We start from the raw sequence: 25,415 nt of genomic DNA, 5'->3' as shown, positions 1-25,415 counted from the left end.
CGGGGCCTCAGCCCGCGGCGACCGCGCCGCGGCCGGAGGCCTTGCCCAGTGCGGTGGGCCAGTGGGCCAGCGCCGCGGTCGCGCCGTACCAGAACAGCAGCCCGGAGAGTGCGGCCACCCAGCCGGCGACCTTGGCGAGCCCGCCGCTGTCGGCGAAGGAGCCGACCGCGAGGAGCAGCAGGGAGAGGGTGAGCAGGGCGTACGCGCCCTGGCCGAACAGTCCGCTCGCGGCGCTCACCGTGAGGGTCAGCGCGAGCAGGGCGAAGAGGACCAGGAACAGTCCGGCCGCGTGTGCCGAAACCTTTCCGTCCGCCCCCGCCGCCCAGGTGAACCAGAAGGCGCCGAGGCCCGCGAACGCCGTGCCGTTGAAGCCGTTTCCGCCGCGGAATTCGAGGACTCCGAGGACGAACAGGGCGAGACCGCCGACGTAGGTCGCGAGTGACACGGAGTTGGCGACGGACACTCCGCTGACGATGGCGGTGTGGCCGATACCGAATGCGAGAAGGGTGAGACCCAGGGCTATGTTCCCGAGGGTCGAAGTCGAGGCCGTGCTTCCCGCAGAGACACCATTGTCCACGGCGGGCTCCCTTCGATCTGCAGTTGTTTGCTGCGTCCCAGCAGCATTTATCTACCCTTTACATGGGGGTTCACAACCGCACGAGCGACGTACAGCGGGTTACGGAATGACAACAACCGGTCGCTGTGCGCGCTTGGCCAGACGACCCGCCACGGAGCCGAAGATCCGGCCCACGATCCCGTGCGTGGAGCCCACCACGATGGCGTCCGCCGAGTACTCCCGGCCGACCTCCTCCAGTTCGTGGCAGATGTCCCCGCCCCGCTCCACCAGGATCCACGGCACCTCGGCGAGGTAGTCCGCGCAGGCGAGCTCCAGCCCCAGCACCTCGGTGCGGTGGTCCGGCACGTCCACGAAGACGGGCGGCTCACAGCCGGCCCACACGGTGGTGGGCAGCCGGTTGGCCACGTGCACGATGATCAGGCCGGATCCGGAGCGGCGGGCCATGCCGATCGCGTACGCCAAGGCGCGCTCACTGGACGTGGAGCCGTCGAACCCCACCACGACCCCGTGCCGGAAGGCCGGGTCGCAGGGATGACGTGTCTGTTCCACCGCGCGCAGGTCGCTCGACGTGTGGTCGGCGAGCGGTTTGCGCTTGCGGTCCGCGGGTTCGGGAAATTCGTGACCGGCCATGGATGTCTCGGCGAAGAGGTCCTCGGGGGAAGGGACAAGGCGACGGGGCGGCGAATGGGCGGAAGCGACGATTGAAAAAACGACGACTCTGGGTGACGGAGCTCTGTCCGGGAAGCATCTTCCCAAGCCCTTACCCACCAGGGTACGGCGACACTCCTGTCCTGCACAGGGCATGCCGCCCTTGGAGAGCGTCCCAGGGAGCATGCCGGAGCGAGGGCTCCTTGGCAATGGCCGCTGTCCCCTACAGCCAGTGACGAGTTGCCGCAGGTGCCACCCGTGCGCGCAGTGACCGAGCCGAGTCGCGCGCCGTTGGACAGGCGTCCGACCGTCCAGGAAGAGCCCGCAGGGAGCACGCCGTGCCCGGTCATCCGGTTCACCCCGTCCAGCCCGCTCAGCCGACCGTTCACCCGTCCGTGCACTCGGCGAGACGCCACCACGACGACCCCGCGGGTGACGTGGTGCGCTGGGCGGCCTTCAGCTGCCTGCTCGTGCCCGTGGTGCTCGTCGTGTACGGGACCTCCTTCGGCGGGGCCGCCGTCGCGACCCTCGGGCTGGCCGCGGTCACGGCGGCGTGCCGGGCGATGCTGCGCTACTCGGAGAAGGCGGAGCGGGCCGCCCTGGTCCTCGCGGAGGACCGGATTCCGTCGGGCCGGCGCCGCCGGCATTCGCGCGCCGGGAGCGGGTCCCCGGGTCGCGGATGCCACACGTCCGGTGGAATCTCCCCCGAGGACTGACTGATTCGCACACCCACACCCGCATGTTTTCAGCCAACTTCCCGGAACAGTGCCGGTCTTGCCGGAATGCCCCCTCAACCCCCCTACCACCAGCGACGACAGAGCCAGGGGGGCTCCGAGACCCTACGGGTACTGGCCATGGCCGGAGGGCGAGCTTCCCACTCCGGTAGCGGAGTGGAAGGCTTCCTGATCGAATGCTTTTCGCCAAGTTGCCAAGTCGACATAGCGCTGCGTGCTGAACTTGTCACGCCGACACCACGGGACGCAGTAGATTCGATCATGTATTTACGGCGGGGGATCCACGTGCAAGGCCGAGGGGAAACGTGCAGGTGCGACCAGACCAAGGAGTCGCGACACCCAAGGGGGGCTTAGCCATGAGCCAGGATTCCACCGCCGTCGTCGCGGACGCCGGCAGGAAGCTCGCGGGGCGTCGCCGCAGGGAGATCGTCGCGGTGCTGCTGTTCAGCGGCGGCCCGATCTTCGAGAGCTCCATTCCACTTTCCGTGTTCGGCATCGACCGGCAGGACGCGGGAGTTCCACGCTATCGACTGCTCGTCTGCGCCGGGGAGGACGGTCCGCTGCGGACCACCGGCGGACTCGAGCTCACGGCGCCGTACGGGTTGGAGGCGATCGCCCGGGCAGGCACGGTCGTCGTTCCGGCCTGGCGCTCGATCACTTCACCACCGCCTCCGGAGGCTCTCGACGCACTGCGTCTGGCGCACGAGGAGGGGGCCCGGATCGTCGGACTGTGCACGGGGGCCTTCGTGCTCGCCGCCGCCGGTCTGCTGGACGGCCGGCCCGCGACGACGCACTGGATGTACGCGCCGACGCTGGCCAAGCGGTACCCGTCCGTCCATGTCGACCCGCGCGAGCTCTTCGTCGACGACGGCGACGTGCTGACCTCCGCGGGCACCGCGGCCGGGATCGACCTGTGCCTGCACATCGTGCGCACGGACCACGGCAGCGAGGCGGCCGGGGCACTGGCCCGCCGGCTCGTCGTCCCGCCGCGCCGCACGGGCGGCCAGGAGCGCTATCTCGACCGGTCGCTGCCGGAGGAGATCGGCGCCGACCCGCTGGCCGAGGTCGTCGCCTGGGCCCTGGAGCACCTCCACGAGCAGTTCGACGTGGAGACGCTCGCGGCCCGCGCCTACATGAGCCGGCGCACGTTCGACCGCCGGTTCCGCTCGCTGACCGGCAGCGCGCCGCTCCAGTGGCTGATCACCCAGCGGGTGCTCCAGGCCCAGCGGCTGCTGGAGACCTCCGACTACTCGGTCGACGAGGTCGCCGGTCGCTGCGGGTTCCGCTCGCCGGTCGCCCTGCGCGGGCACTTCCGGCGCCAGCTCGGCTCCTCCCCGGCCGCGTACCGCTCGGCCTACCGGGCGCGCCGACCGCAGGCCGATGTCGCCCAGGTCACCGAGATGCCGGGGAACCCGGTGCCGCACCAGCGCACCCCGCAGCCCCAGCGGGCGGCGGCGGCCCTGGCCGCGGCCGGTCCGACGGTGACGGAGCTGTACGCCCCGAACCGGGTGCTGCGCGAGCACGCGTAGTCCCCGCCACGGGCACCGCCTGACGGAGGTCCCCCGCATCGGTCGCCACCGAAGCGGGGGACCTTCCGCGTTATCCGCATAAGCTGGGCCGCATGAACGATCGCATGGTGTGGATCGACTGCGAGATGACCGGGCTCTCGTTGACGGACGACGCACTTATCGAGGTGGCCGCACTGGTCACCGACTCGGAGCTCAACGTGCTCGGCGAAGGCGTGGACCTCGTGATCCGCCCGCCGGACGCGGCCCTGGAGACCATGCCCGACGTGGTGCGCGAGATGCACACCGCCTCCGGACTGCTCGACGAGCTGGCCGGCGGGATCACCCTCGCGGACGCCGAGGCGCAGGTCCTGGCGTACGTACGGGAACACGTGAAGGAGCCCCGCAAGGCTCCGCTCTGCGGGAACTCGGTCGGCACCGACCGCGGATTCCTGCTGCGCGACATGCCGGCGCTGGAGGCCCACCTGCACTACCGGATCGTGGACGTGTCCTCGGTCAAGGAGCTGGCGCGCCGCTGGTACCCGCGGGCGTACTTCAACAGCCCGCCGAAGAACGGCAACCACCGGGCGCTCGCGGACATCAAGGAGTCCATCGCCGAGCTCCGGTACTACCGGGAGGCGGTCTTCGTCCCGCAGCCCGGGCCCGACTCGGACACCGCCCGGGCGATCGCCGCCAAGCACACCCTGTCCGCCGAATAGGACCCGGCGGGCGCCTCCGGAGACGGGTCGGGGGAAAGGGGGGCGCGAGCACCCTCCCGGACCCTGTACCCTTTTCTTCGGCCGGTCGGTTTTCCGACCGGACATGGTGGGTGTAGCTCAGCTGGTAGAGCACCTGGTTGTGGTCCAGGTGGCCGCGGGTTCAAGTCCCGTCACTCACCCTGCGAGAGGGCCCCGGTACGCGAAAGCGGCCGGGGCCCTTTGCGTTGCCCTCCTACGAGACCTCCCGTACGAGAGGTCTCCCGTACGACCAGCTCGGTCGGCGCGGACAGGTGGTGCGGCCGGCCCGGCCGAGGCGGCTCAGCGGCGGCGTCGGCCCGCGTAGAGGAGGGTTGCGGCGGTCAGGGCGTAGAGGCCCGCGGTGATGCCCAGGCCGACCGGGTCGACGGCGCGGTTGTCACTGGCCTCGATCCATGGATCCAGGCCGCCCAGCCGGTCCTCGAAGAGGACGACGCGCCGCCCCGTCGCGAACTGGCCGTGGCAGTTCCGGATGTCGCCCAGCTCCGCGCGGCTCCCCGAGTCGTCGAGGACTCGGCAGAAGTGCCGGACGTCACCCTTGCCGTTGACCCGGTCCCCCGCCTCCGAGACCACCGCGCCCGTGCGTTCGCCGAGCTGCTTGAGGTACGTCTCGTTGAGGTTGGACCCGGCGAACAGCCCCAGCGCGAAGACGGCGAAGCCCACCAGGGTGGCGGCGCCCGCCCGCCTCCAGACCGAGCCCGCCACGATCGCTCCGGCTGCCGCGGCGGCGAGGACGATCAGGACGCCGATCCACAACATGCCGTAGGGGTACTGGCTGACGAAGCCGCCCACCGTGGCCGCCGTGGGTATCAGTGCCGCCCAGAACAGCGTGTTCGCCGTCCGCCGCGGCCGCACGGCCACGACCCCCTCCGCGCTCCCCGCCATGCCGATCTTCTGCATCCCGACACCCTAGGCCCGGAAGGCCTCCGCGTGGTCACGGGCCCAGGTTTCGAAGGAGCGGGCCGGGTGGCCGGTGAGGTGCTCGACGGCGTCGGTGATCTCGACCGGGAGCCCGTCACTGGCGGCCCAGTAGTCGAGGAGCGCGTCGGCGTAGGGGCCGGGTATGTATCCCTCGACCTCGGTCTTCCACTGCTCTGCGGTGACCGCCTCGAAGGGTATGGGGGCTCCAAGGACCCGGCCGAGTATCGCGAGTTGGGTCGCGAACGTCAGCGACTGGGGTCCCGTCAGGTGGTACGCGCGGCCGGCGAGGGCCGGGTCGGTGAGGACGGCGAAGGCGGCCTCGGCGAGGTCGGCCTCATGGACCGGGTCGCAGTGCGAGCCCGGGTGGGGCAGGTGGACCGGGCGGCCGGACTTCAGCGACCAGGCCCAGCCGAGGGCGTTGCCCGCGAAGGCGCCGGGGCGCAGCAGGGTGGTGCGCAGCGGGGAGGCCAGCAGGGCTTCCTCGACGGCGAGGTGGGAGGCGGCCAGCGGGCTGTCGGCGGCGCCGGGGGCGAGCACCGAGGAGGAGGACAGGAGCACCACGTGCTCGACTCCGGCGGTGACGGCCTCCTTGACGAAGGCATCGACGGCGGAGGCCTCGGCATAGAGGAAGACCGACCGGACTCCGGCCAGGGCGCCCGGGAAGGTCGCGGGATCGCCGAGGTCGCAGCGGACGGTGCCTGGTGTGTCCGGCTCGCGGGAGGCGAGGCGGTGAGGGAGGCCGCGGGCGGCGAGGAGGGAGGCGAGACCGCGGGCGACGGAGCCGCGGGCACCGGTGACGAGGATCGACATGACGGGTTCCTGCTTCCTGTCCGTGTGGACGGTGTCCACGCTAGGATGAGTACGTGGCACAGATTCTGCATCACAAATATTCTGCGTCACACAGATAAATTTCAGGCATGGAGAAGCCGATGTCAACCGATTCCCCTCGTTCGAGTGACGCCGCCCGTGATGAGTGGAGCCGCGCCGAGCTGCTCGCGCGCATCGTCACCGAGAGCCAGCGCCACTACGCCGACTACTCGCTCTTCAACCAGGCGATGGCCGACCACGTCGGCCTGCACCCCACCGACATGCAGTGCGTCGGGCTCCTCGACATGGAGCCCGGCCCGGTCAGCACCGGGGACATCGCCCGCCTCACCGGCCTGACCTCCGGCTCCGCGACCCGCCTCGTCGACCGGCTGGTCAAGGCCGGCATCGTCGAGCGCCTCGCCGACCCCCACGACCGGCGCCGCTCCCTCGTCGCCCTCGCCCCCGAGGCCCGACGGCGGATCGGCGAGGCCTGGGACACCCCCGGCCGGGCCTTCGGCGCCGTCCTGGAGAGCTACTCCGACTCCGAACTCGCCGTCATCGCCGACTACCTGCACCGCGCCGCCGAGGTCGGCCGGGCCCAGGCCCGGCGCCTGAACTCCGGCGGCTGAGCCCCGTACACGCGGCGGCGGCCGCCTCCCCGCTGCTCGCGGTGGCGGCGGCCGCCGGCCGGGCACGCGCGCGTACCTGCGCGCACGTACGCGTACGGCCGTACACGGCCGTGGCCGGGCGCTACGCGCCCCGCATCTGCGAGAGCCCCCTCGCCAGGTCGTCCGCGTTCATCACCGGGCTGATGTCGATCTCTGCGTTCAGCTCCGAGAACAGGCCTTCGAGCAGCGCCGGCATCTCCGCGCTGTCCTGCATGTCGAAGACGATCCAGCAGCTCCGGACGCCCTCGGAAGGTCCGAAGTACGCGGCTTCCGGCTTCACCTTCTCCATGAGCGTCCTCATGGCCTGGGGCAGGGTGCCGGTCCTGGTGGCCTCATTGCCGGCCTGCGTGTCGATGTGGGCCCGGAGCATGACTCTCATGCCTGACTCCTTCCGTCAGGCCCACACTCGGCGGGGCCACCGGGACCGGCAACATCTCCGCGCCCATCCGGCCCCGACCCCCGACCCCGGCCCCCGGCTCGCGGCTTCCGGGCCCGGGGAACGTCTCAGTCGGCCGCCGCCGCGCCCTGGATGTGGAAGTTGAAGTCCGCGTGCCCGAGCGTCCCCATCAGACGGAGCCAGATGGGCAGGAGCATCTCCGTCCCGCGGGCCGACTCGATGCCGCCGAGATCGAGGACGCTCGCCTCCGGCCAGCCGAAGGAGTACAGCAGTTCGCGTACGGACTTCTTGGCGTCGGCGTCCTCGCCCGACAGGAACACGGAGTGCTCGCCCGGCACCCGCGCCGGTTCGACCATGACCCGGCAGTTCATCGTGTTCAACGTCTTGACCACCCGCAGCCCCGGGAAGGTCCGCTGGAGCAGTTCCCCCAGGCTGTCGTCGTCCACCGGGTCGAGGGTGGGCGGGAACCCCCGCGAGAAGTCCAGCGGGTTGGCGATGTCGATCAGCACCTTCCCGTCCAGGTGCGCGGCGTCCGCCTCCGTCAGGGCGGCGACGGAAACCTGCCCGCCGGTGGCGTTGACCAGGACGTCACCCTGCCGGGCGGCGTCGGGGAAGGGCGCGAGGCCGACCTGCGGGTGGGCCGACTGCCATTCGGCGTACTCGGTACGGGCGAGGGTGGCCCCGGGATCCCGGGTGCCGATGACCACCTCGTGGCCCAGGGAGACGAGGCGGGCGGCCACCGTGCGGCCGACGATGCCGGTGCCGAGGACTGCGTAGCGCATGACCGGTTCCGTTCCGTTCGAGGGAAGGGACGAAGGACGAGCAACAACCCCGTACGGTACGCGTCAGCCGCGCCGCTTGCGCCGGCTCACCCGGCGCGACCGCACGCCGCCCGCCCCGCCCCGCGCCCGGTCGTCCAGGGCGATCCACACCCTGACCTCGGTCCCTCCGAGCATCGAGCGCCCGATCCGCACGTCACCGCCCGTCGACTCCGCCACCCGGCGCACGATGTCCAGCCCGAGCCCCGTCGAACCGTCCCGCCCGCCGTCGTTGCCGCGCCGCAGCGCCGCGTCCGGATCGGCGATCCCGGGGCCCGCGTCCGAGACGAGCACGATGACCGCGTCCCCGGCGTCATGCACGTCCACCGCGAACGGGGTGCCCTCCGGGGTGTGCCGGAACACGTTGCCGAGCAGGGCGTCGAGCGCGGCCGCGAGCTCCGGCCGGGCGACCGGGAGCCGTACCGTGCGGTCCACGCCCGCGAGCCGCACCTCGCGGCCCTCGTCCTCCGCCAGCGCCGACCAGAAGGCCATCCGGTCGCGGATCACCTCCGAGGCGTCGCAGCCCGCCCCGCCCCCGCCGCCGGCCGCTCCGGACGCCGGCGCGCGCTGCTCACGCGCCGTACGGATGATCGTGTCGACCTCCCGTTCCAGCTGCTCCACCGCCGCCCGGGTCTGCTCCGCGGCCGGTCCGTCGCCGAGCGAGGCCGCGTTGAGCCGCAGCACCGTCAACGGCGTCCGCAGCCGGTGCGAGAGGTCGGCGGCCAGCTCCCGCTCATTGGCGAGGAGTTCCACCACCTGGTCCGCCATCGAGTTGAACGCGACGGCCGCCGAGCGCAGTTCCTTCGGCCCGTCCTCCGGCACCCGCGCCCCGAGCCGGCCCTCCCCCAGCTGGTGCGCGGCGTCCGCGAGCCGCTCGGCCGGGCGCACCAGCCGGGCGCCGAGCCGGTCGGCGACCGCCACCGAGCCCACGATCAGCGCCAGGCCGACGCCCGCGAGGACCAACCAGGCCGTCCCGACACCGTTGCTGACCTCGCTCTCCGGTACGAAGATCTCCACGACCGCGATGTCCCCCGAGCCGAGCGCGGTCGGCTGGAGCAGCGCAGAACCGCCCCCGGCCAGCCGGGCCGTCATGGCCCGCCCCATCCGCCGGGTCTCCTCCACGGCGTGCGCCCCGGCCCGCGTGGTGCCGATCTCCACCGGCGCGCTGCCGCCGATCGAGGGCACGTGGACCGCCATCCGCTGGGCCGCGCCCATCTGCGTGGACTCCACGGCCTTGCGCAGCTGCCCCGGGTCGGTGGTGATGGACAGGGTCGGGCCGATCGTGGCGGCCTGCCGCTCGGCGTTGGAGAAGGCCCGGTCGCTGGCCATCTCCTGGACGACCAGCCCGAGCGGTACGGCGAAGGCCACGACCACCATGGCCGTGACCGCGAGGCACACCTTGACCAGCGCCCATCTCACCTCGGCGGCTCCAGCTTGACGCCGACCCCCCGCAGGGTGTGCAGGTACCGCGGCCGGGCAGCCGTCTCCCCGAGCTTCCGGCGCAGCCAGGACAGGTGCACGTCGATCGTCTGGTCGTCCCCGTACGACTGCTGCCACACCTCGGCGAGCAGCTCGCGCCGGGCCACGACCACCCCGGGCCGCCCGGCGAGGAAGGCCAGCAGGTCGAACTCCCGCCGCGTGAGGTCCAGTACGGCTCCGTCCAGCTCGGCCTGGCGCCGCAGCGGATCGATGGCCAGCCCGCCCACCCGCAGTACGCGCGAGGGCGGCTCGGCGCCGGCCGCCGCGCGGGCACGGCGCAGGACGGCGGACATCCGGGCGGAGAGGTGCTCCACGGAGAAGGGCTTGGTCAGGTAGTCGTCGGCGCCGTCGTTGAGGAGCCTGACGATCTCGGCCTCGTCGTCGCGGGCGGTGGCGATGATCACCGGTACGTCGGTGATGCCGCGCAGCATCTTCAGAGCCTCCGACCCGTCGAGGTCGGGCAGCCCGAGGTCGAGGATGACCACGTCGAACCGGTGGTGGGCGACCTCGCGCAGCGCCTCCAGGGCCGTGCCGACGCTGCGCACGGTGTGCGCGGCCTCGGTCAGGTGCCTGATCAGCGCGGAACGTACGAACTGGTCGTCCTCGACCACGAGCACACTTGCCATGGGCCGCACCGTAGTCCATTCGGGGGACCCGGCGGGGTGTCGGGCCGCCTCCCGGACCGGTGGTGCAGTATGTGCCCTGATGCACCGAGGACTTGTTCACGCACTCGCCTGGACGCTGGCGACCGGGGCGGCGGTGACGCTGTCCTGGTGGGGCGTGCACACGGTCATGTCCGGAACGGCCTACGATCCGCCGCTCGCGGTGCCGCTCACCACGCGGCCGCTGTCCTCCTCGACGCACGACGCGGCGACGCCGCCACCCGGACCGGCCTCGGAGTCCCCCTCCCCGTCCGCCTCCCCCTCGGCCCCGCCCTCCGCCGGCGCCTCGCCCGCGAAGCCCCCGCAGAAGGCGGCCCCGCCGAGCCCGCGCCCGGAAGGGGAGCAGGGCGACGGCGGGGATCCGGGCAAGGTGAAGGCCTACCCCGTCACGGGTGGCCGGGTGGTCTTCGACCTCGGGACGTCCTCGGCCGAGCTGGTCTCGGCGACGCCGGACGCCGGCTGGCAGATGCAGGTGTGGAAGCAGCCGTACTGGATCCGGGTCACCTTCACGAAGGCGGGCCGGGAAATGTCGGTCTTCTGCACCTGGAACGGCCACCCGCCCCTGGTGGAGACGTACGAGGGTTAGGCCGTGTCCTCACGGCCCGGGCCGTGACGGCCCGGGTCGTCAGCGGATGATGCTGATGTTCGTCGCCTGCGGGCCCTTGGTTCCCTGGCCGAGGTCGTACTCGACCTTCTGGTTCTCCTGGAGCTCCCTGAAGCCGGTCGACCGGATCTCGCTGTAGTGCGCGAACACGTCCGCGCTGCCGTCCTCGGGCGCGATGAACCCGAAACCCTTCTCCGCGTTGAACCACTTGACGGTGCCCTGAGCCATGTCCGTGTCTCCCTTGCCTTGCGGATGCCCGCTCGCCCCGGCGGGGCGCTCGACTCGCAGACATACCCGCCCGCGGGGTGATCGGATCGCAAGGTCATCCGTACGAGGGCGTGTCGCGCCGGGCCGCGGCCGTCAGCGGAAGACCGACGGCGGGGGCTCCGGCGAGGCCACCGCCGAGGCGTCCGCGACCGGGGCCGCGCCGCCCGCGAAATCGGCGAGGGCCCGGCCGTGCTCGACCCGGCCGGGATGCGGATCGCTCGCGACCCGGCGGGTGAACTCGGCGACCGGCAGCTCCCGGTCGGCCGCCGCCAGCACCGCGTTGCCGAACCGTTTCCCCCGCCACACCACCGGATCGGCGGCCAGCGCCAGGTACCCGAAGCGCGAGGCGGCCGTCGCGATCTGGCCCTTCAGGTGCGCGAGCGGCGGACCGTCCGCGAGGTTGGCCACGTACCACCCGCCGGGCGCGAGGGCCCGCCGTACGTCGTCCAGGAACTCGGCGCTCGTCAGGTGCGCCGGGGTCCGCGCGCCGCTGAACACGTCCGCGATCACCAGGTCGGCCCAGCCGTCCGGGACCTTGGCCAGGCCCGCCCGCGCGTCCACCGCCCGGACCCGGACCCGCGCCTGCGGGTCCAGCGGCAGGTGTTCGCGCACGAAGGCCACCAGCGCGGCGTCGATCTCCACGACCTGCTGGGTGGAGCGGGGCCGGGCGGCGGCCGTGTAGCGCGCGAGGGTGAAGGCGCCGCCGCCCAGGTGCACCACGTTCAGGGGCTGCCGGGCGGGTGCGACGAGGTCGATGAGGTGGCCGATCCGGCGCTGGTACGCGAAGTCGAGGTACCCGGGATCGCCGAGGTCCACATGCGACTGCGGGGCTCCGTCGATCAGCAGCGTCCAGGCCCGGGCGCGCTCGCGGTCGGGAGCCAGCTCCGCCGTGCCGCCGTCCACCTGCCCGACGACCGCCTCGGAGCCCGCGCTCCCGCTTCCGCGCCCGCGCTGCCTGCCGCCGCCGCTGCCTCTGCCCTTGCCTGCCACCACCCCATTGTCGCCGGTCAGCGACAGTTGTCCGCCGCCTCGATCAGGCGGGCGGCCTCGCCGAGCGCGGCGCGCAGCACCTCCGGGTCGGTGACCGGCCCGACGGCCTCCGGGGGGAGCAGCCAGCCTGTGTCGCCGGCGGTGGGCGAGACGTCCCCGAAGCGCATGCCGCGTCCGTTGGTCTGGGTGCAGGCGCTGCCCGGCATGTCCCAGGCATCGGCGGTGCCGGGCGGGACGAGGAAGCCGAGGGTGTCCCCGGAGCCGTCGTGCAGCACCGGGCCGACCCCGCCGGGCAGGCTGGCGGCGCGGCGGATGATGTCCACGGCCTCCAGGCCCTGCCGGGTGGGCACGGTCACCAGGTCGGGCGCGTCGGCCGGGGCGACCGCGAGGGCCGGAGCCACCGGGGCGATCGCGACGACCGGGGCCGCCGGGGCGACCGGGGCCACCGCCACGGCGGTCGCGGCCGGGACGGGGGTCGCGCCCGAAGACACGGGCGCGGTGTTCATTCCAGTGTTCTCCATGCCGCCCTCCACCAAGGGAACCCCTCCTCGATCCGCGTACGAGCGGGGCGGGAGTCACCTCACACCCCGCACGGGCTCAACGCGCGAAAACGTCAACGGGTGCGGTGGCAAGACGCTGCAAAGGATGGCAGTTCATGGCGGATCGCGGGTGAGATATCCCTTTTGTAGCCAAACACCGCGTCAGCCGTCCGCCTCTGGCGGTACGTTCATGCGCGCCGGGACCTGCCCCATCCCGCGGAACCGGCGGTGCGTCCCTTGCCAGAGAGGCCACGTCCATGGCGGCGTTCCCCCACTCACCCAATCAGACGTTCCGGCGACTGCGCGGCCGCAACTCCCCGGCCGAGTTCGCGGCCATGGTGCGCCGGGCCGCGAAGGAGATCGGAGAAACGGTTTCCTGCGACGCCCGCTACATCGGGCGGGTCGAGTCCGGCGAGATCCGCTGCCCGAACTACGCGTACGAGCGGGTCTTCCTGCACATGTTCCCCGGCCGAACCCTGGCCGACCTGGGTTTCTCCCCGCGCGAGGCGGTCCGCGGCCGGTCCGCGCAGCGCTCCGCACCTTTCACCCACAAGGAGAGCGACGTGCTGCGTCGCGCGTTCATGGCGGGCGGCTCCGCGACCGTGGCGGCCGCGACGATCGGCTTCAGCCTGCTCGGCGACACCCGCCGACCGCCCTCGCGGGCCGGCGAGTCCGAGGCCGCCGCGGTCGAGGAGGCCGTACGCCAGATCCGGCTGCTGGACGACCGGCACGGGGCCGACGCCCTGTACCGCAAGGCCGCCGAACCCCTGCGTACCGCCTACGCGCTGCTGGACGCCGGGGCCACGCGGCAGTCCACCGAGGACCGGCTGCACGCGGGAGCCGGCGAACTGGCCATCTCGGTGGGCTGGCTGGCGCACGACTCCGGCCGCTTCGACGACGCCCGCTCGCACTACGCGGAGGCCCTCGCCACGGCCCGGGTCGCGGGGGACGCGGGCCTGGAGGCGCACGCCTTCAGCAACATGGCCTTCCTGGCCCGGGACTGCGGCCGGCCGCGGGAGTCCGTACGGGCGGCCCAGGCGGGCCGCCGCGCCGCCCGCTCCCTCGGTTCCCCGCGGCTGCTGTCGCTGCTCGCCCTGCGCGAGGCGGGCGGCTGGGCCGGGCTGGCCGACCGCAAGGCCTGCGAGGAGGCGCTGACCCGGGCGCACACGGAGTTCTCCCGCGGCACGGCGGCGGCCGACCCGGAGTGGATGTCCTTCTTCGGCGAGGCCGAACTGGAGTCCCTGGAGTCCCGGTGCTGGGCGGCGCTCGGGGAGCACGCCCGCGCGGCCCGGCACGCCCGCCGTGCGGCGGACCTCCAGGATCCGCACTTCGCCCGGAACGTGGCCCTCTACACGGCGGAGCTGGCCGACGACCTGGCCCGCGCGGGCGCCCCGGACGAGGCGGCCTGGGCGGGCGGACGGGTCCTGGACCTGCTCACCGAGGTCCAGTCCACCCGCATCCGGTCCATGCTCTCGGGCACGGCCCGCGCCCTGGTCCCGCACCAGCGCAGCCCCCGCGTGGCCGCCTTCCTGACCCGCCACGCGACGGCCTGACCGGTCCCGCGGCGGCCGGGCCGGTCACGACGGCCTGACCGCTCGCGCCGGCTGACCGCTCGCGCCGCCCGGCCGCGGGCCCGGCCCGCCGCCGCGCTCAGCTGCCGACGTACTCGTAGACCGCGCCGTCCGGGTGCCGGAGCACGGCCCGCCGCCCGTTCGGCGTGTCGGCGGGCGCGGCGACGAGCTCCGCGCCGGCCGCGTGGGCCTGCGCGACGGCGGCGTCCAGATCGGCCACGCCCAGGGTCGCGGCCACCCCCGCGAACCGCTCCGCGACCTCGTCCGGCCCGGTGAACAGGAGGAAGGGGCCGACGGCCGCCAGTTGCAGACCGGCGAACGCGAACCGGTTCGCCGGCTCCCCGGTCAGCTTCTCGTAGAACGCCTGGACCGCGTCGAGGTCGGCCACGCGCCGCCGGATCACCACGGAATCGATCGTCATGGCCCCATCCTCGCAGCCGCGCCGATCACCCAACCAGCCACCCCCGCAAGGGACTTCGGGCCACGGCTCGGCCTACAGGTCCAGGTGGCCCGTGTCGTTCCAGCGTTCCAGGGCGGGGGCCCCGTACGCCCAGCCCAGGACCGAGAGGGACGTGGGCTCCAGGCGGATGCGGGCGCCGAAGGAGGCCTCCAGGCCGAGCCAGCGGGCGGCCAGGGTGCGCAGGATGTGCCCGTGGGCGAAGACCAGCACGTCGCGCTCGGCCGAGCGGGCCCAGGCGACGACCTCGTCGGCGCGGGCCGCGACGTCGGCCACGGACTCGCCGCCCGGCACCCCGTCGCGCCAGATCAGCCAGCCCGGCCGGACCGCCTGGATCTCGGCCGGGGTCATGCCCTCGTAGTCGCCGTAGTCCCACTCCATCAGCGCGTCCCACGGATCCGCCTGGGCGCCGAAGCCCGCCAGGTCGCAGCTCTCGCTCGCGCGGACCAGCGGGCTGGTGCGGACCTCCACGCCCGGCAGCCCGTTCCAGGGGGCGCGGGCCAGCCGCTCGCCGAGCAGCTTCGCGCCGCGCCGGCCCTCCTCCAGCATGGGCACGTCCGTGCGTCCGGTGTGCTTGCCGAGCTGGGACCACGCCGTCTGGCCGTGCCGGGCCAGGAGGATGCGGGGGGCCATAGGGAACTCTCCCGGTCTGTAGTGATTCGTACGACTATGGGCGATTGCGTCGTCCATCCATCATCCATCACATGAACACCAGGCAACCCACCACGTCGCACAAGCGTCCTACCGCATATGACTGATCGGCAGAAGCCCACCCGGTGGTGGGCCGAACTGCTGCTCCTGGGGCTCGTCTACGGCGCGTACACCGGTGGCAGACTCCTCGCCCGGGGCGACGTGCACCTCGCCGTCGGCCACGGCCTCTCCCTCCTGCGGACCGAGGAGCTGCTGGGCCTCGACTTCGAACGGCCGCTCAACCGGCTGTTCTCGCAGCACGGGCTGCTCGGGATACCCGCCGACTTCGTCTACGCCTCCCTGCACTACCTCGTCACCCCGGCCGTGCTGGTCTGGCTGTACCTGCGCAGGCCGCAGCACTACCGCTCCGCCCGCACCTGGCTCGTCGCCTCCACCCTCCTCGGACTCGTCGGCTTCACCCTGATGCCCACCTGCCCGCCGCGCCTGCTCGACGCCGCGCACGGGTTCACCGACACGATGGCCCAGTACAGCGCGTACGGCTGGTGGGGCGCCGAGGCCAGTGCGCCGCGCGGGCTGGGGGGCCTGACCAACCAGTACGCGGCCATGCCGAGCCTGCACGTGGGCTGGGCCCTGTGGTGCGGGGTCCTGCTCTGGCGGCACGGGCGCCACCCGCTGCCGCGGGCCCTGGGCATCGCCTATCCGGCCGTCACCGTGCTCGTGGTCATGGGCACCGCCAACCACTACTTCCTGGACGCGGCCGCCGGAGCCGCCGTGATGGCCGCCGGGTACGCGATCGCCCGCCGGCTGTCCGCGCGAGCGGCCCGGCGAACAGGGCGAGCAGCCGGTTTCCGCGGTACCGCCCCGATTGTCAGTGGCGGATGGGACACTTCCGCCCGTGAGCTCCTACCCGCCCAGCGGCCCGCCCCAGAAGACGACACTGCGGCAGCGGCTCGCTGACCTGCGCGGCCCCGCCGTGCCGCCCCGCCCGCTCGACGCCCGCGCGCTGGCGGCGCTCGCAGCCAACCCCGGATGCGGCAGACGAGCCCTGCTCGACGGCGCGGGCGTGGACAAGACCGCCCTGGCCGCGGCCCTCGGCTCGCCCGCCGCCTTCGGCCAGTCGCAGTTCGCGATCGTCCGCGGGAACTCCTTCGAGGCGAGGGTCAAGGGCGACGGCGGAGCGGAGCTCCTGCGCCTCGTGTACGAGCACCTCGGCGCCGGAGCCGAGCCCCCCGGCCCGGGCGCACGCATCCCCGACCTGACGGCCGCCGGACCCGAGGGCCGCGCCGCCCGCACCGCGCTCGCGCTGCGCGAGGCGACCGCCGCCGGGGCCGCCTCCGGGGCGTGGACCCTGCTGGACCACCCGATGCTGGCCCTGGAGGTGGCGGGCTCCCCCGCCTATCTGGAGCCGGACGCCGTCGTGGTGCATCCCGACGGCCGCTGGACCGTCGTGGAGATCAAGTCGTTCCCGATGATCGACGGGGCCGCCGACGCCGCGAAGGTGGGCGCCGCCGCCCGGCAGGCCGCCGTGTACGTCCTGGCCCTGGAGAAGACCGCCGAGAAGCTGGCCTCCGCCGTGGTCGGGCACACCGTGCTGCTCGTCTGCCCGAAGGACTTCTCCAACCTGCCCGCCGCCGCACCCGTCGACATCCGCCGCGAGCGGGCCGTGACCCGGCGCCAGCTGCAGCGGCTGACCCGGGTGGAGGAGCTGGCCGCGGCCCTGCCCGAGGGGCTCAGCTTCGATCCGGCGCGGCCCGCCGAGGAGCTGACCGAGGCGGTGGCGGCCGTCTCCGCCGCCTACGCCCCCGAGTGCCTGGCCGCCTGCGAGCTGGCCTTCCACTGCCGGGAGCGGGCCCGCGCGGCCGATGCGGTGACGGCGCTGGGCCGTTCCGTACGGGGGGAGCTCGGCGCGCTCACCACCGTCGAGGAGGCCCTCGCGGCGGCCGCCGGCTCCGGCGGCCCCGACGACCCGACGGCGGCCTCGCTGCACCACGCGGCCCGGCTCCGCGCCGAGGCCCTGGAGGCGGCCGCATGTCCCTGCTGAACACCCTCGCGCGCCTGGAGGCCGTCCGGGCGGGCCGGGCCCGGCCGCTGGCGACCGTACGGCACCGGCATCTGAGCGGGCGCCCGCTGGTCCTCGTACCCCTGACCACGGCGGGCGAGGCCGGGGCCCCGCTCGGCGCGCTGGTCGGCACGGATCCCGCGGAGCCGCGGCTGCTGGTGGTGCCGCAGCCGCGCGACCGGGACCTGCGCTGGGCCTTCCTGGCGGACCTGGCCGATGTGGTGCTGCCGTACCTGGACGGGTACGCGGACGACGTCGAGTACGTGGAGCGGACCGAGACCGACCCGGACACCGGCGCGAAGAGCAAGGTCGCCGCCGAGCTCTGCCTGGACGCGCCGCAGCTGATCGTGCCGAGCCGGGCCGCCGTCGAGTACGTACGGCTGCTGGGGCGGTCGATGCGGTTCCGGCGGACGGCCGAGGAGGATCCGGAGAATCCGTATCCGGCGCCCACCCGGGTGCCGCTGCTGGGCCGCTGGTTCACGCACCTCGGCGAGCGCTCGCGGGTCCCGGGGGCCTCGATGCTGCTGTCGGCGACGGACCTGCTGGGGCGGCACTGGGCCACCGGCCAGAGCAATCTGGAGGACCAGCACCTGGGCGCGCTGCTGTCGTGGATAGCACCGCCGGAGGGGGAATCGGGCGCGGAGGCGGCCCTGCGGGCCGAACTGGGCCGCGACCGGGACGGGCAGCTGCTGGTGCCGCCTGCCGGACCGGCCACCGATCCGGCCTTCGACAACAAGCTGCTGGCCCCGGCGATGGCCCGCTACGACGCGGCGCGCGCCGGGGACGACCCGAAGGCGCTCGCCCGCGCCGAGGCGGCCGTCCGGGAGCTCGTCGCGGAGCAGATGCGGCCCACCTGGCGGGCCGTGTGGCAGTCGCTGGAGCTGCTGCGGGCGCTGCCGGCCGGGGAGCGGGCCGAGGAGCGCTGGACCCGCGACCGCTGGTCGTACACCGGCCACCGGGACCGGGTCCGGGCGGGCGAGCCCCCTCAGCCGCGCCGCGACGACGCGGTGACGGCCGCGCAGAAGCTGGCGACGCGGGAGACCGAGCAGGTGCGGCTCGACGCGCAGGAGGCGCTGGACGACCCCCTGGTGATGGCGGGCCGGCGGCTGTCGGGCGAGGCCTTCGCGGGCGAGGTCACCGAGGTCGTGATGGAGTGGACGGAGTCGAAGCGGCCGAGTCCGCGCCCGCTGGTGACGGTGGCCACCGAGGACCGTCCGCAGCTCGCGGAGGGCGGCGGCGGCAAGGTGTTCCGCTCGCTGGAGGGCCGCCCGCAGGCGGCGCAGTTCGTCCGCTTCGAGGAGGACGGGCGGCTCGTGCTGCGGCTGCTGGACAAGATGGGCCGGGGCAGGGAGCCGGAGCCGGGCTCGGTGCCGGAGAAGGGCGACCGGGTCTGCTGGACGCTGTTCGAGCACGACGCGCGCGGCGGCCCGAAGCTGCCGGACCCGGAGAACACCCCGTGGACGCACGGCGGCCCGCCGGGATCGGCGACCGCCGCTCCCCTGCCCGACGCCGTGACGGACGAGGACATCCTGTGAGCACCGCATCCGAGCAGCGATTCGACCCGGGGGCCGCGGCCGCCGAGGCGACCGCGGCCATCCTGCGCGACACCCTGCACGGGAGCGAGCGCGGCGTGGTCGTCGACTCCCCGCCCGGGGCCGGCAAGTCCACGCTGGTGGTGCGGGCCGCCCGGGAGCTGGCCGCCGCCGGGCGCCGGCTGATGGTGGTCGCGCAGACCAACGCACAGGTCGACGACCTGGTGCTGCGGCTCGCCGACAAGGACCCGGAGCTGAAGGTCGGCCGGCTGCACAGCAGCGAGGGCGACGCCTACGATCCGGCGCTGCGCGAGCTGCCCTCGGTCACCCTCTCGGCGAAGCCGAAGGACCTGGCGGAGCTGCCGATCACCATCTCGACGGCGGCGAAGTGGGCGTACGTGAAGGACGCCGAGCCCTGGGAGCACGCCATCGTCGACGAGGCGTACCAGATGCGCTCGGACGCGCTGCTGGCCGTGGCCGGGCTGTTCGACCGGGCGCTGTTCGTGGGCGATCCGGGGCAGCTGGACCCGTTCAGCGTGGTCGGCGCCGAGCAGTGGGCCGGACTGTCGTACGACCCTTCGGCGAGCGCCGTCAGCACCCTGCTCGCCCACAACCCGCAGCTGCCGCAGCACCGGCTGCCGGTGTCCTGGCGGCTCCCGGCGTCGGCCGCGCCGCTGGTCTCGCGGGCCTTCTACCCGTACACGCAGTTCCGCAGCGGTACGGGCCCGGGCGAGCGGCGGCTGTCGTACGGGGTGGCCGGCGACGGCTCGGGCCCGGACCGGGTGCTGGACGAGGCGGCCGAGTCGGGCTGGGGCCTGCTGGAGCTGCCCGCGCGGCACACGCCGCGGACCGACCCGGAAGCCGTACGGGCGGTGGCCCTGGTGGTCCGGCGGGCGCTGGACCGGGGCGCGGTGACGGCGGACGAGCAGTCCGAGGCCCCGGCCCCGCTGACCGCCGACCGGATCGCGGTCGGCACGGCGCACCGGGACCAGGCGGCGGCGGTCCGGGCCGCCCTGGCGGAGCTGGGCGTCGCCGGGGTCACGGTGGACACCGCGAACCGGCTCCAGGGGCGGGAGTACGACCTCACGGTGATCCTGCACCCGCTGTCGGGGCGCCCCGACGCGACGGCGTTCCACCTGGAGACGGGCCGCCTGTGCGTCCTGGCCTCGCGGCACCGGCACGCCTGCGTGGTGGTGGCCCGGGCGGGGATAGCGGAGCTGCTGGACGACCACCCCTCCACGGAGCCGGTCCAGTTGGGCGTGACCGTGAAGTTCCCGGACGGCTGGGAGGCCAACCACTCGGTCCTGGCCCACCTCGCCGAACACCGAGTGGCCTGGCGGCCCTGAGGCCCGCAGCGGCGACACGACCGCCGGACGGAGTCCGGCACGCCGCCGGAGGCGGCCGATGAACACAGCCCGGACGGCTGGGAGGCCAACCACCCGGTCCTGGCCCACCTCGCCGAACACCGAGTGGCCTGGCGGCCCTAGCCGTCCGGGAGCGGGGGCTCCGCGCGTACCCGCGCGCCGCCCGGGGGCGGCCGCCCGGCCCCGGCTAGCGTCAGGCCATGGCCTTCCTGGACGAGATCTACTACGTCGACCGCTCCGACGTCCTGCCCGATCGGCTCGACGACGCGAAGGCCGCGATGCGCGATCTGGCGGCCTTCGTCAACGTGGTCGAACCGCAGCTGCTCGCCTACCACTTCTACGTCGACGAGCCGACCGCCACCATGACCCTGGTGGCGGTCCACCCCGACGCGGCGTCGCTGGAGCTCCACATGGAGCTGGGCGGCCCGAAGTTCCGCGCCTTCGTGCCCCTGATCCGCATGCGCTCCATCGACGTGTACGGAAGCGTCGGGCCTTCCCTCCGGGACCGCCTGCGCGCCAAGGCCGCCCTCCTCGGCGGCGCCACCGTCACGGTCCACTCCCGGGTCGCCGGCTTCACGCGCTGACCGGCCTGCGCGCAGGGCCGCCCAGGACCGCGAACGACGGCGACGGGCCGCCGAAGAGCCCGCCACGACCGGGGAGCGGCGCTCTTGCGCGGCGTTGGACAATGGAGGGTGGCCCGGAAGGATCCCGAACGCGCAGCAGGAGGACACGCATGGCAGAGCCCGAGCGGACGACCGAGCGGAAGCTGCGGCCCGCGCCGCTGCTCTTCGAGCCCTCGGAAGCCGCCACGGACCCGGAGCACTTCTTCGACCTCGAGTCCATCGAGGACCCGCGGGAGCTGCTGGCCCGCGCCACCGAGCTGACGCTCGCCTTCCGGGCGGCGCAGGAGCGGGCGGTGGAGTTCCAGGCGCTGGCCGCCGCGCAGCTCGCCGATCCGCGCCGGTTCGACCGGCTGCCGCCGGCCGAGATCGCCGCGCAGGCGGACTGGACCGAGGACTACGCGCGCAAGATGATCGAGTTCGGCGAGTCCCTCCAGCGCGAAGCGGGCCCGGACACCCCGTGACCCGGCGCCGGGTGCGGCGGACATCACCTCGGGCGTCGCACCTGGCATATGCGGGGCGCAACATAGCCCACCATCCGCCGTCCTGTCCCGGTTTTCCGTAACTCCCGGATACCGGATCGCTACGCCCGGTAGACCGGTCCGCATGACGACGCTGACCCCGGCACCCGCCTGCCCCGCCCCGCACGCACGCACCGCCACCCACGTCACCCCCCAGGGCGCCGCCTGGCTCGCCTCCGCGTCGGCACATCCGCACAGCACCCTCGCGCGCTGGGAGGCCCGGGCCACCGCCCCCGCCGTGCTGCCCTGCGGGACCGCCTTCGACGTCGTCAACGTCCCCCTCGTCCTCGGCCGCCGCATGCTCGACCTGCTCTGGGCCGAGGGTCCCGGCTCCGGGCCCGTCGCCGTGCACCGCGGGCGGATGCTGCTGTTCACCGCCACCGGCACCGCGCACCGCCTCCCCGCGCTGCTCGCCTGGGAGGAGTGGGGCAGCTGCGTGCCGGCGCCGCTGTGCCACGGCCGCGGCGACGCCGTCACCGTGCCCCCGCTCGACGCCACGCCGGGCCCGTCCCGCTGGGTCGTCGCCCCCGACACCCGCTCCCCGTGGCTCCCCGGACCCGAGGCACTCCTGTGGGCGTACCTCCGCGCCGCCCGAGCTGCGGATATCGATTTTTCCTTCCGGCCATCTCCCTGCTAATGTCTTCCTCGTCAGCAAGCGCCGCTAGCTCAGTTGGTTAGAGCAGCTGACTCTTAATCAGCGGGTCCGGGGTTCGAGTCCCTGGCGGCGCACAGACGGAAGAAGGCCCCCACGCGAGTGGGGGCCTTCTTCGTGTTCCCGCGACGCGGCACTACGTCGTGATCTTGACCGTGTACGCACCCGACGGGGTCCGGTCCGCCACCTCGATCCTGATCCGCTCCCCCGGCACCGTGAACGCCTCCCCCACCTCCAGCGGCGCGTCCGCCAGCGGCGGGTACACCGAGCGGTCCCAGCAGGCCTCCGAGCCCGGATGCCCGTCCAGCACCTCGATCGGCCCGCCGCCCGACGCCGCCTCGTTGCGCACCCGGTAGACCAGGACCCCCTCCGTACAGGTGTCCCCGTCGTTGCCGGCGGAGCCCCGCGCCTCGACCGCGATCGCGCTGCCGGGGCCCGTACGGATCACCGCGAGCCGGGTCCCGCCCGTGGCGCCCGGCGCCGGCGCCTGGGCCAGCGGCAGCAGCGTGTGCAGCGAGGACCCGGACTGCACGCAGTCCACCTGCGAGGAGTCCAGCCAGCCGAGCTTCCACTTGTGCCAGGCGAACAGGTCCGGCGCCATCCCGAACTGGCTGCCCATGACGTCCCAGTCGCCGACGTACGTGTCCCAGTCGCCCTTGCCGTCGCTCGGCCGGTGGTAGAGGTCGGGCAGGTCGAAGACGTGCCCGGTCTCGTGCGCCAGTACGTTGCGGTCCGGGGGGTGCCGCTCGAAGACGGTCACGATCCGCCGCAGGTCCGTCCCGTCCGCCCGGATCGGCCGGTCGAAGTTGACGACCTTGGTGGCGTCCGAGTCCACTCCGGGCGCGTCGGGGTCGGCGACGAAGTACACGACGTCGTACTGCGAGAAGTCCACCTCCCGGTCGGCGGCCGCGACCGCGTCCCGCAGGTACGCCGCCCGGTCCTGGGCCGCCCAGTCGCGCTGTATCCCGTACGCCGTCGACGGCTTGGGCATCCGGATCCACTGCCCCTGCGGGTGCGGCTCCAGACGGAACCTCCCGTACGAGGCCCGCTCGAAGAAGTCGCTGGTCGCGGGGAAGTAGTCGCCGGCCAGCTGCTCCGTCGTGAGGGTGGTCCGGTGGTCGGGGAAGGAGAGGAAGACCATGACCGCGTGGAGGGTGCGCTCCGGCCTGGGGTAGGCGCGGTTCCAGGTGTCGAGGCCGAGGGAGTGGTGCGCCGAGGTGCGGGTCAGGGCGCACGGCCCGGCCCCCGGATCGGCGACCGCGGGACCCGCGACGAGCGACATGGCGGCGAGCGCCGTCAGGGAGGTGAGCGCGGCCGCCGTGCTTCTCATGCGGGAGCGTTCCACTCCCCCGGGTGTCTCCTGTCGCGGCACATCGACCTCCGGTGGTGGATTCGTACCATCTCGCTCCACCCTGAGGCGATTGTCTTACTAATGCCCTGTTCCGCTGCCCCACACGAGTGAGCACTACGGCAAGCCGGTGACCCGGGGGGGGTCACCCACATGCCTACAGAACGTCACGACCGATCACGGGAGATCAGCGAGGGGCTTTCCCTGCTCAGAGCTGCGCAGAAACGATCGCCCGGGATCCGGCGGGCGGGCCGTCAGCACGCCGAAGTCCCGTGCCCCGCACGGCGACGCCGCTGGATAGGGCCGTACGGTGCCTCTATGATCGGCACACTTTCCTGCACGGACACTCACGAGCACTGCGGGAGCCAACGGTGAGCGGAACCTCAGAGGGAACCGGTTCGGCGGCCGACAGCATCCGATCGGCCATTACGGAGCGTCACCAAGCAGTGCCGGCCATGCCGACAACGCCGACCCGCACCGAGTCCGAACTGCGCGATTACCGGGCCGCCTTCAACGCGGCCCACCTCGCGATGGCCGTCGTCGACCGCTCCGGGCACGTCGTCGCCGCCAACGCGGCGCTGGCCGGGCTGCTCGGCACCGAGCCGCACGCGCTCGTCGAGCAGCGCGCGGCCGATCTGGTCGACCTGGGCGCCGAGGCCCGGACCTGGCAGGCGTACCAGGAGGTGCTCCGCGGCCGGCAGGCCAGGCTGCGCTGCACCCGCCGGCTCAAACACCCCGACGGGCACTCGCTGTGGACCGAGGTCACCCTCGGGCCCGTGCCCGGCACCCGGGACGTGCTGCTGTCCGTCGCCGACATCAGCGACCGCCGCGACCTCCAGGCCCGGCTGCGCCACCTCCAGATGCACGATCCGGTGACCCGGCTGCCCAACCGGGCGCTCTTCTTCGAGCGGCTCTCCGCCGCCCTGGAGGCCTCCTCGTACGAGCAGGGCGGAACGGGCCGGATCGGCCTGTGCTACCTCGACCTGGACGGGTTCAAGGCCGTCAACGACACCCTGGGCCACCGGGTCGGCGACCGGCTGCTGACCGCCGTGGCGGCCCGGCTGACGCAGTGCGCCGACCAGTCCGGGTACGGGCGCACCGGCGGGCACCTCGTGGCGCGGCTCGGCGGCGACGAGTTCGCCCTGCTCGTCGAGGACTCCACCGGCACCGAACAGCTCGCCGACCTGGCGCGGAGCGTACTGGCCGCCGTGCAGGAGCCGTTCGACCTGGCCGGGCAGCGACTGTCGGTCTCGGCCTCGATCGGCGTGGTGGAGCGGGCCGCGGAGGGGACCTCGGCGACCGGGCTGATGCAGGCCGCGGACACGACCCTGTACTGGGCCAAGGCGGACGGCAAGGCCCGCTGGACGCTGTTCGACCCGGAGCGCAACGCGCACCGCATGACCCGCCAGGCGCTGACCTCGACCCTGCGGCCGGCCGTGGAGCGGGGCGAGTTCGCGCTCGAGTACCAGCCGCTCGTGGACCTGGAGAGCGGCGCGGTGCGCGGGGTGGAGGCGCTGGTGCGCTGGAACCACCCGCAGTTCGGCATGCTGACGCCGAATCGGTTCATCGGAATTGCCGAAGAGGACGGCTCCATCGTCCAGTTGGGGCGGTGGGTGCTGCGGACCGCCTGCCGGCAGGCCCGGCGCTGGCAGATCGAGCGGCCGAGCGACTCCCCCGTCTTCGTCTCCGTCAACGTGGCGGTCCGCCAGGTCTGGGACTCCGACCTGGTCGGGGACGTGGCGGGGATCCTGGCCGAGACCGGGCTCGCCCCGCAGCTGCTCCAGCTGGAGCTGACCGAGTCGGCGGTGATGGGCTCCGCCGGGCGGCCGCTCCAGGCCCTCCAGGCGCTGAGCGACATGGGGGTGCGGATCGCCATCGACGACTTCGGCACCGGGTACTCGAACCTGGCGTACCTGAGCCGGCTGCCGGTGTCCGTGCTGAAGCTGGACGGCTCCTTCGTACGGGGCTTCCGCTACGAGGAGGGCACCCACCCGAACCCGGCCGACGAGACCATCGTCGAGGCCCTGGTACAGCTCGCGCACCGGCTGGGGCTGACGGTCACGGCGGAGTGCGTGGAGACCGCCGGTCAGGCGGCCCGGCTGCGGCGCGTCGGCTGCGACACGGGCCAGGGCTGGCTGTACTCGCGCGCGGTGGCCCCGGAGCTGATCGCCGAGATGATCGGCACCCGCCCCGGGGCGTGACCCTGCGGGGCGGTGCGGGGGCCGCCGCTGCGCGGTGCCGTCTCCCCGCCCCGCCCTTTCTCCGTTTC

27 protein-coding genes, 2 tRNA genes and 1 pseudogene are annotated in these 25,415 nt (G+C 73.6%); 16 read left to right on the top strand and 14 right to left on the bottom strand.

The features are described from left to right. Positions 1-7: 7 nt before the first annotated feature. Positions 8-577, bottom strand: coding sequence for a GPR1/FUN34/YaaH family transporter (locus tag ACFYZS_RS13415; RefSeq protein ID WP_389010704.1), 570 nt, complete (start codon positions 575-577; stop codon positions 8-10). A 99-nt stretch (positions 578-676) separates the two neighbouring features. Continuing rightward, positions 677-1,207 (bottom strand): universal stress protein, encoded by a 531-nt coding sequence (locus tag ACFYZS_RS13410; RefSeq protein WP_389010701.1) that lies wholly within the window; start codon positions 1,205-1,207, stop codon positions 677-679. Between the two features lie 413 nt (positions 1,208-1,620). On the opposite strand from ACFYZS_RS13410, the gene ACFYZS_RS13405 reads away from it, so the two are divergent. From ACFYZS_RS13405 to ACFYZS_RS13390, 4 genes are all read left to right on the top strand, one after another. Beyond that, positions 1,621-1,941 (top strand): hypothetical protein, encoded by a 321-nt coding sequence (locus ACFYZS_RS13405; RefSeq protein ID WP_389010698.1) that lies wholly within the window; start codon positions 1,621-1,623, stop codon positions 1,939-1,941. Positions 1,942-2,315: 374 nt separating this feature from the next. Then, the gene (locus ACFYZS_RS13400; RefSeq protein WP_389010695.1) at positions 2,316-3,488 is read left to right on the top strand and encodes a helix-turn-helix domain-containing protein; all 1,173 of its coding nucleotides are present in this window, start codon (positions 2,316-2,318) and stop codon (positions 3,486-3,488) included. A gap of 92 nt (positions 3,489-3,580) precedes the next feature. After that, complete coding sequence (gene orn / locus ACFYZS_RS13395) at positions 3,581-4,183, top strand: oligoribonuclease (RefSeq protein WP_389010692.1); 603 nt, start codon at positions 3,581-3,583, stop codon at positions 4,181-4,183. A 106-nt stretch (positions 4,184-4,289) separates the two neighbouring features. After that, positions 4,290-4,362, top strand: a tRNA-His gene (locus tag ACFYZS_RS13390). Between the two features lie 139 nt (positions 4,363-4,501). On the opposite strand, the gene ACFYZS_RS13385 is transcribed toward ACFYZS_RS13390, so the two are convergent. Continuing rightward, the gene (locus ACFYZS_RS13385; RefSeq protein ID WP_389010689.1) at positions 4,502-5,119 is read right to left on the bottom strand and encodes a hypothetical protein; all 618 of its coding nucleotides are present in this window, start codon (positions 5,117-5,119) and stop codon (positions 4,502-4,504) included. Between the two features lie 9 nt (positions 5,120-5,128). After that, entirely contained in the window at positions 5,129-5,950 is an 822-nt protein-coding gene (locus ACFYZS_RS13380; protein WP_389010686.1) for an NAD(P)H-binding protein, read from the bottom strand. A 119-nt stretch (positions 5,951-6,069) separates the two neighbouring features. On the opposite strand from ACFYZS_RS13380, the gene ACFYZS_RS13375 reads away from it, so the two are divergent. Continuing rightward, the gene (locus ACFYZS_RS13375; RefSeq protein WP_389010684.1) at positions 6,070-6,576 is read left to right on the top strand and encodes a MarR family winged helix-turn-helix transcriptional regulator; all 507 of its coding nucleotides are present in this window, start codon (positions 6,070-6,072) and stop codon (positions 6,574-6,576) included. Between the two features lie 121 nt (positions 6,577-6,697). On the opposite strand, the gene ACFYZS_RS13370 is transcribed toward ACFYZS_RS13375, so the two are convergent. The 4 genes from ACFYZS_RS13370 to ACFYZS_RS13355 all read right to left on the bottom strand — a co-directional run bounded on the left by ACFYZS_RS13370 (position 6,698) and on the right by ACFYZS_RS13355 (position 9,935). Then, entirely contained in the window at positions 6,698-6,994 is a 297-nt protein-coding gene (locus ACFYZS_RS13370; protein WP_389010681.1) for a DUF3303 family protein, read from the bottom strand. Positions 6,995-7,119: 125 nt separating this feature from the next. Further along, positions 7,120-7,794, bottom strand: a complete 675-nt coding sequence (locus ACFYZS_RS13365; protein WP_389010678.1) for an NADPH-dependent F420 reductase — start codon at positions 7,792-7,794, stop codon at positions 7,120-7,122. 63 nt (positions 7,795-7,857) lie between these two features. Then, positions 7,858-9,249, bottom strand: coding sequence for a sensor histidine kinase (locus ACFYZS_RS13360; RefSeq protein ID WP_389010675.1), 1,392 nt, complete (start codon positions 9,247-9,249; stop codon positions 7,858-7,860). Beyond that, the gene (locus ACFYZS_RS13355) at positions 9,246-9,935 is read right to left on the bottom strand and encodes a response regulator transcription factor (protein ID WP_389010672.1); all 690 of its coding nucleotides are present in this window, start codon (positions 9,933-9,935) and stop codon (positions 9,246-9,248) included. The genes ACFYZS_RS13360 and ACFYZS_RS13355 overlap by 4 nt, the downstream gene beginning before the upstream one ends. Before the next feature lie 79 nt (positions 9,936-10,014). Here ACFYZS_RS13355 and ACFYZS_RS13350 point away from each other — a divergent pair, with 79 nt between their 5' ends. Next, positions 10,015-10,557 carry a hypothetical protein gene (locus ACFYZS_RS13350; protein WP_389010670.1) on the top strand — a complete coding sequence of 181 codons (543 nt, stop codon included), beginning with the start codon at positions 10,015-10,017 and terminating at the stop codon, positions 10,555-10,557. Between the two features lie 39 nt (positions 10,558-10,596). On the opposite strand, the gene ACFYZS_RS13345 is transcribed toward ACFYZS_RS13350, so the two are convergent. The 3 genes from ACFYZS_RS13345 to ACFYZS_RS13335 all read right to left on the bottom strand — a co-directional run bounded on the left by ACFYZS_RS13345 (position 10,597) and on the right by ACFYZS_RS13335 (position 12,353). Continuing rightward, entirely contained in the window at positions 10,597-10,803 is a 207-nt protein-coding gene (locus tag ACFYZS_RS13345) for a cold-shock protein (protein WP_389010667.1), read from the bottom strand. Positions 10,804-10,935: 132 nt separating this feature from the next. Further along, on the bottom strand, positions 10,936-11,832 hold the full coding sequence (locus ACFYZS_RS13340) for a spermidine synthase (RefSeq protein WP_389010664.1): 897 nt from the start codon (positions 11,830-11,832) through the stop codon (positions 10,936-10,938). Positions 11,833-11,849: 17 nt separating this feature from the next. After that, on the bottom strand, positions 11,850-12,353 hold the full coding sequence (locus ACFYZS_RS13335; protein WP_389010661.1) for a hypothetical protein: 504 nt from the start codon (positions 12,351-12,353) through the stop codon (positions 11,850-11,852). Between the two features lie 275 nt (positions 12,354-12,628). Here ACFYZS_RS13335 and ACFYZS_RS13330 point away from each other — a divergent pair, with 275 nt between their 5' ends. Further along, entirely contained in the window at positions 12,629-13,924 is a 1,296-nt protein-coding gene (locus tag ACFYZS_RS13330; protein ID WP_389010658.1) for a tetratricopeptide repeat protein, read from the top strand. A 97-nt stretch (positions 13,925-14,021) separates the two neighbouring features. Here the strand turns inward: ACFYZS_RS13330 and ACFYZS_RS13325 are convergent, their stop codons facing one another. Both ACFYZS_RS13325 and ACFYZS_RS13320 read right to left on the bottom strand, forming a co-directional pair. Continuing rightward, on the bottom strand, positions 14,022-14,363 hold the full coding sequence (locus ACFYZS_RS13325; RefSeq protein WP_389010655.1) for a VOC family protein: 342 nt from the start codon (positions 14,361-14,363) through the stop codon (positions 14,022-14,024). Positions 14,364-14,435: 72 nt separating this feature from the next. After that, positions 14,436-15,032 (bottom strand): histidine phosphatase family protein, encoded by a 597-nt coding sequence (locus ACFYZS_RS13320; protein ID WP_030866362.1) that lies wholly within the window; start codon positions 15,030-15,032, stop codon positions 14,436-14,438. A 117-nt stretch (positions 15,033-15,149) separates the two neighbouring features. Between ACFYZS_RS13320 and ACFYZS_RS13315 the strand changes: the two genes are divergently transcribed. The 8 genes and pseudogenes from ACFYZS_RS13315 (at position 15,150) to ACFYZS_RS13280 (ending at position 21,875) form a co-directional block, all read left to right on the top strand. After that, positions 15,150-16,007, top strand: coding sequence for a phosphatase PAP2 family protein (locus tag ACFYZS_RS13315; RefSeq protein ID WP_389010652.1), 858 nt, complete (start codon positions 15,150-15,152; stop codon positions 16,005-16,007). Next, a complete protein-coding gene (locus ACFYZS_RS13310; RefSeq protein ID WP_389010649.1) occupies positions 15,946-17,091 on the top strand; it encodes a hypothetical protein in 1,146 nt (381 codons plus the stop codon). Before ACFYZS_RS13315 ends, ACFYZS_RS13310 begins: the two co-directional genes overlap by 62 nt. Beyond that, complete coding sequence (locus ACFYZS_RS13305; protein WP_389010647.1) at positions 17,079-18,644, top strand: hypothetical protein; 1,566 nt, start codon at positions 17,079-17,081, stop codon at positions 18,642-18,644. Before ACFYZS_RS13310 ends, ACFYZS_RS13305 begins: the two co-directional genes overlap by 13 nt. After that, positions 18,641-19,987, top strand: coding sequence for an AAA domain-containing protein (locus ACFYZS_RS13300; protein WP_389010644.1), 1,347 nt, complete (start codon positions 18,641-18,643; stop codon positions 19,985-19,987). The genes ACFYZS_RS13305 and ACFYZS_RS13300 overlap by 4 nt, the downstream gene beginning before the upstream one ends. 218 nt (positions 19,988-20,205) lie before the next feature. Then, positions 20,206-20,589: a hypothetical protein gene (locus tag ACFYZS_RS13295; protein WP_389010641.1), complete on the top strand. Its 384-nt coding sequence runs from the start codon at positions 20,206-20,208 to the stop codon at positions 20,587-20,589. Between the two features lie 149 nt (positions 20,590-20,738). Then, entirely contained in the window at positions 20,739-21,089 is a 351-nt protein-coding gene (locus ACFYZS_RS13290; protein WP_389010638.1) for a hypothetical protein, read from the top strand. A 142-nt stretch (positions 21,090-21,231) separates the two neighbouring features. Next, a pseudogene (locus tag ACFYZS_RS13285) lies at positions 21,232-21,811 on the top strand (hypothetical protein). Beyond that, positions 21,802-21,875: transfer RNA gene (locus tag ACFYZS_RS13280), tRNA-Lys, on the top strand. The pseudogene ACFYZS_RS13285 and the gene ACFYZS_RS13280 overlap by 10 nt, the downstream one beginning before the upstream one ends. Before the next feature lie 59 nt (positions 21,876-21,934). On the opposite strand, the gene ACFYZS_RS13275 is transcribed toward ACFYZS_RS13280, so the two are convergent. Next, positions 21,935-23,170, bottom strand: coding sequence for a M6 family metalloprotease domain-containing protein (locus ACFYZS_RS13275; protein WP_389010635.1), 1,236 nt, complete (start codon positions 23,168-23,170; stop codon positions 21,935-21,937). 347 nt (positions 23,171-23,517) lie between these two features. Between ACFYZS_RS13275 and ACFYZS_RS13270 the strand changes: the two genes are divergently transcribed. Next, positions 23,518-25,347, top strand: coding sequence for a putative bifunctional diguanylate cyclase/phosphodiesterase (locus tag ACFYZS_RS13270; RefSeq protein WP_389010632.1), 1,830 nt, complete (start codon positions 23,518-23,520; stop codon positions 25,345-25,347). Positions 25,348-25,415 lie beyond the last annotated feature (68 nt).

Source organism: Streptomyces sp. NPDC001903 (genome assembly GCF_042891345.1).
GTDB lineage: Bacteria > Actinomycetota > Actinomycetes > Streptomycetales > Streptomycetaceae > Streptomyces.
The sequence above is the reverse complement of the archived record's forward strand: the minus strand, read 5'-3'. Positions and strand labels throughout refer to the sequence as shown.

What these genes read in the sequence shown, in the direction of transcription:
- ACFYZS_RS13410 (WP_389010701.1), bottom strand. Translation starts at nt 1,207, where the DNA reads ATGGCCGGTCACGAATTTCCCGAACCCGCGGACCGCAAGCGCAAACCG.
- ACFYZS_RS13400 (WP_389010695.1), top strand. Translation starts at nt 2,316, where the DNA reads ATGAGCCAGGATTCCACCGCCGTCGTCGCGGACGCCGGCAGGAAGCTC.
- orn (WP_389010692.1), top strand. Translation starts at nt 3,581, where the DNA reads ATGAACGATCGCATGGTGTGGATCGACTGCGAGATGACCGGGCTCTCG.
- ACFYZS_RS13385 (WP_389010689.1), bottom strand. Translation starts at nt 5,119, where the DNA reads ATGCAGAAGATCGGCATGGCGGGGAGCGCGGAGGGGGTCGTGGCCGTG.
- ACFYZS_RS13380 (WP_389010686.1), bottom strand. Translation starts at nt 5,950, where the DNA reads ATGTCGATCCTCGTCACCGGTGCCCGCGGCTCCGTCGCCCGCGGTCTC.
- ACFYZS_RS13375 (WP_389010684.1), top strand. Translation starts at nt 6,070, where the DNA reads ATGTCAACCGATTCCCCTCGTTCGAGTGACGCCGCCCGTGATGAGTGG.
- ACFYZS_RS13370 (WP_389010681.1), bottom strand. Translation starts at nt 6,994, where the DNA reads ATGAGAGTCATGCTCCGGGCCCACATCGACACGCAGGCCGGCAATGAG.
- ACFYZS_RS13365 (WP_389010678.1), bottom strand. Translation starts at nt 7,794, where the DNA reads ATGCGCTACGCAGTCCTCGGCACCGGCATCGTCGGCCGCACGGTGGCC.
- ACFYZS_RS13355 (WP_389010672.1), bottom strand. Translation starts at nt 9,935, where the DNA reads ATGGCAAGTGTGCTCGTGGTCGAGGACGACCAGTTCGTACGTTCCGCG.
- ACFYZS_RS13350 (WP_389010670.1), top strand. Translation starts at nt 10,015, where the DNA reads ATGCACCGAGGACTTGTTCACGCACTCGCCTGGACGCTGGCGACCGGG.
- ACFYZS_RS13345 (WP_389010667.1), bottom strand. Translation starts at nt 10,803, where the DNA reads ATGGCTCAGGGCACCGTCAAGTGGTTCAACGCGGAGAAGGGTTTCGGG.
- ACFYZS_RS13335 (WP_389010661.1), bottom strand. Translation starts at nt 12,353, where the DNA reads ATGGAGAACACTGGAATGAACACCGCGCCCGTGTCTTCGGGCGCGACC.
- ACFYZS_RS13330 (WP_389010658.1), top strand. Translation starts at nt 12,629, where the DNA reads ATGGCGGCGTTCCCCCACTCACCCAATCAGACGTTCCGGCGACTGCGC.
- ACFYZS_RS13325 (WP_389010655.1), bottom strand. Translation starts at nt 14,363, where the DNA reads ATGACGATCGATTCCGTGGTGATCCGGCGGCGCGTGGCCGACCTCGAC.
- ACFYZS_RS13320 (WP_030866362.1), bottom strand. Translation starts at nt 15,032, where the DNA reads ATGGCCCCCCGCATCCTCCTGGCCCGGCACGGCCAGACGGCGTGGTCC.
- ACFYZS_RS13315 (WP_389010652.1), top strand. Translation starts at nt 15,150, where the DNA reads ATGACTGATCGGCAGAAGCCCACCCGGTGGTGGGCCGAACTGCTGCTC.
- ACFYZS_RS13305 (WP_389010647.1), top strand. Translation starts at nt 17,079, where the DNA reads ATGTCCCTGCTGAACACCCTCGCGCGCCTGGAGGCCGTCCGGGCGGGC.
- ACFYZS_RS13295 (WP_389010641.1), top strand. Translation starts at nt 20,206, where the DNA reads ATGGCCTTCCTGGACGAGATCTACTACGTCGACCGCTCCGACGTCCTG.
- ACFYZS_RS13290 (WP_389010638.1), top strand. Translation starts at nt 20,739, where the DNA reads ATGGCAGAGCCCGAGCGGACGACCGAGCGGAAGCTGCGGCCCGCGCCG.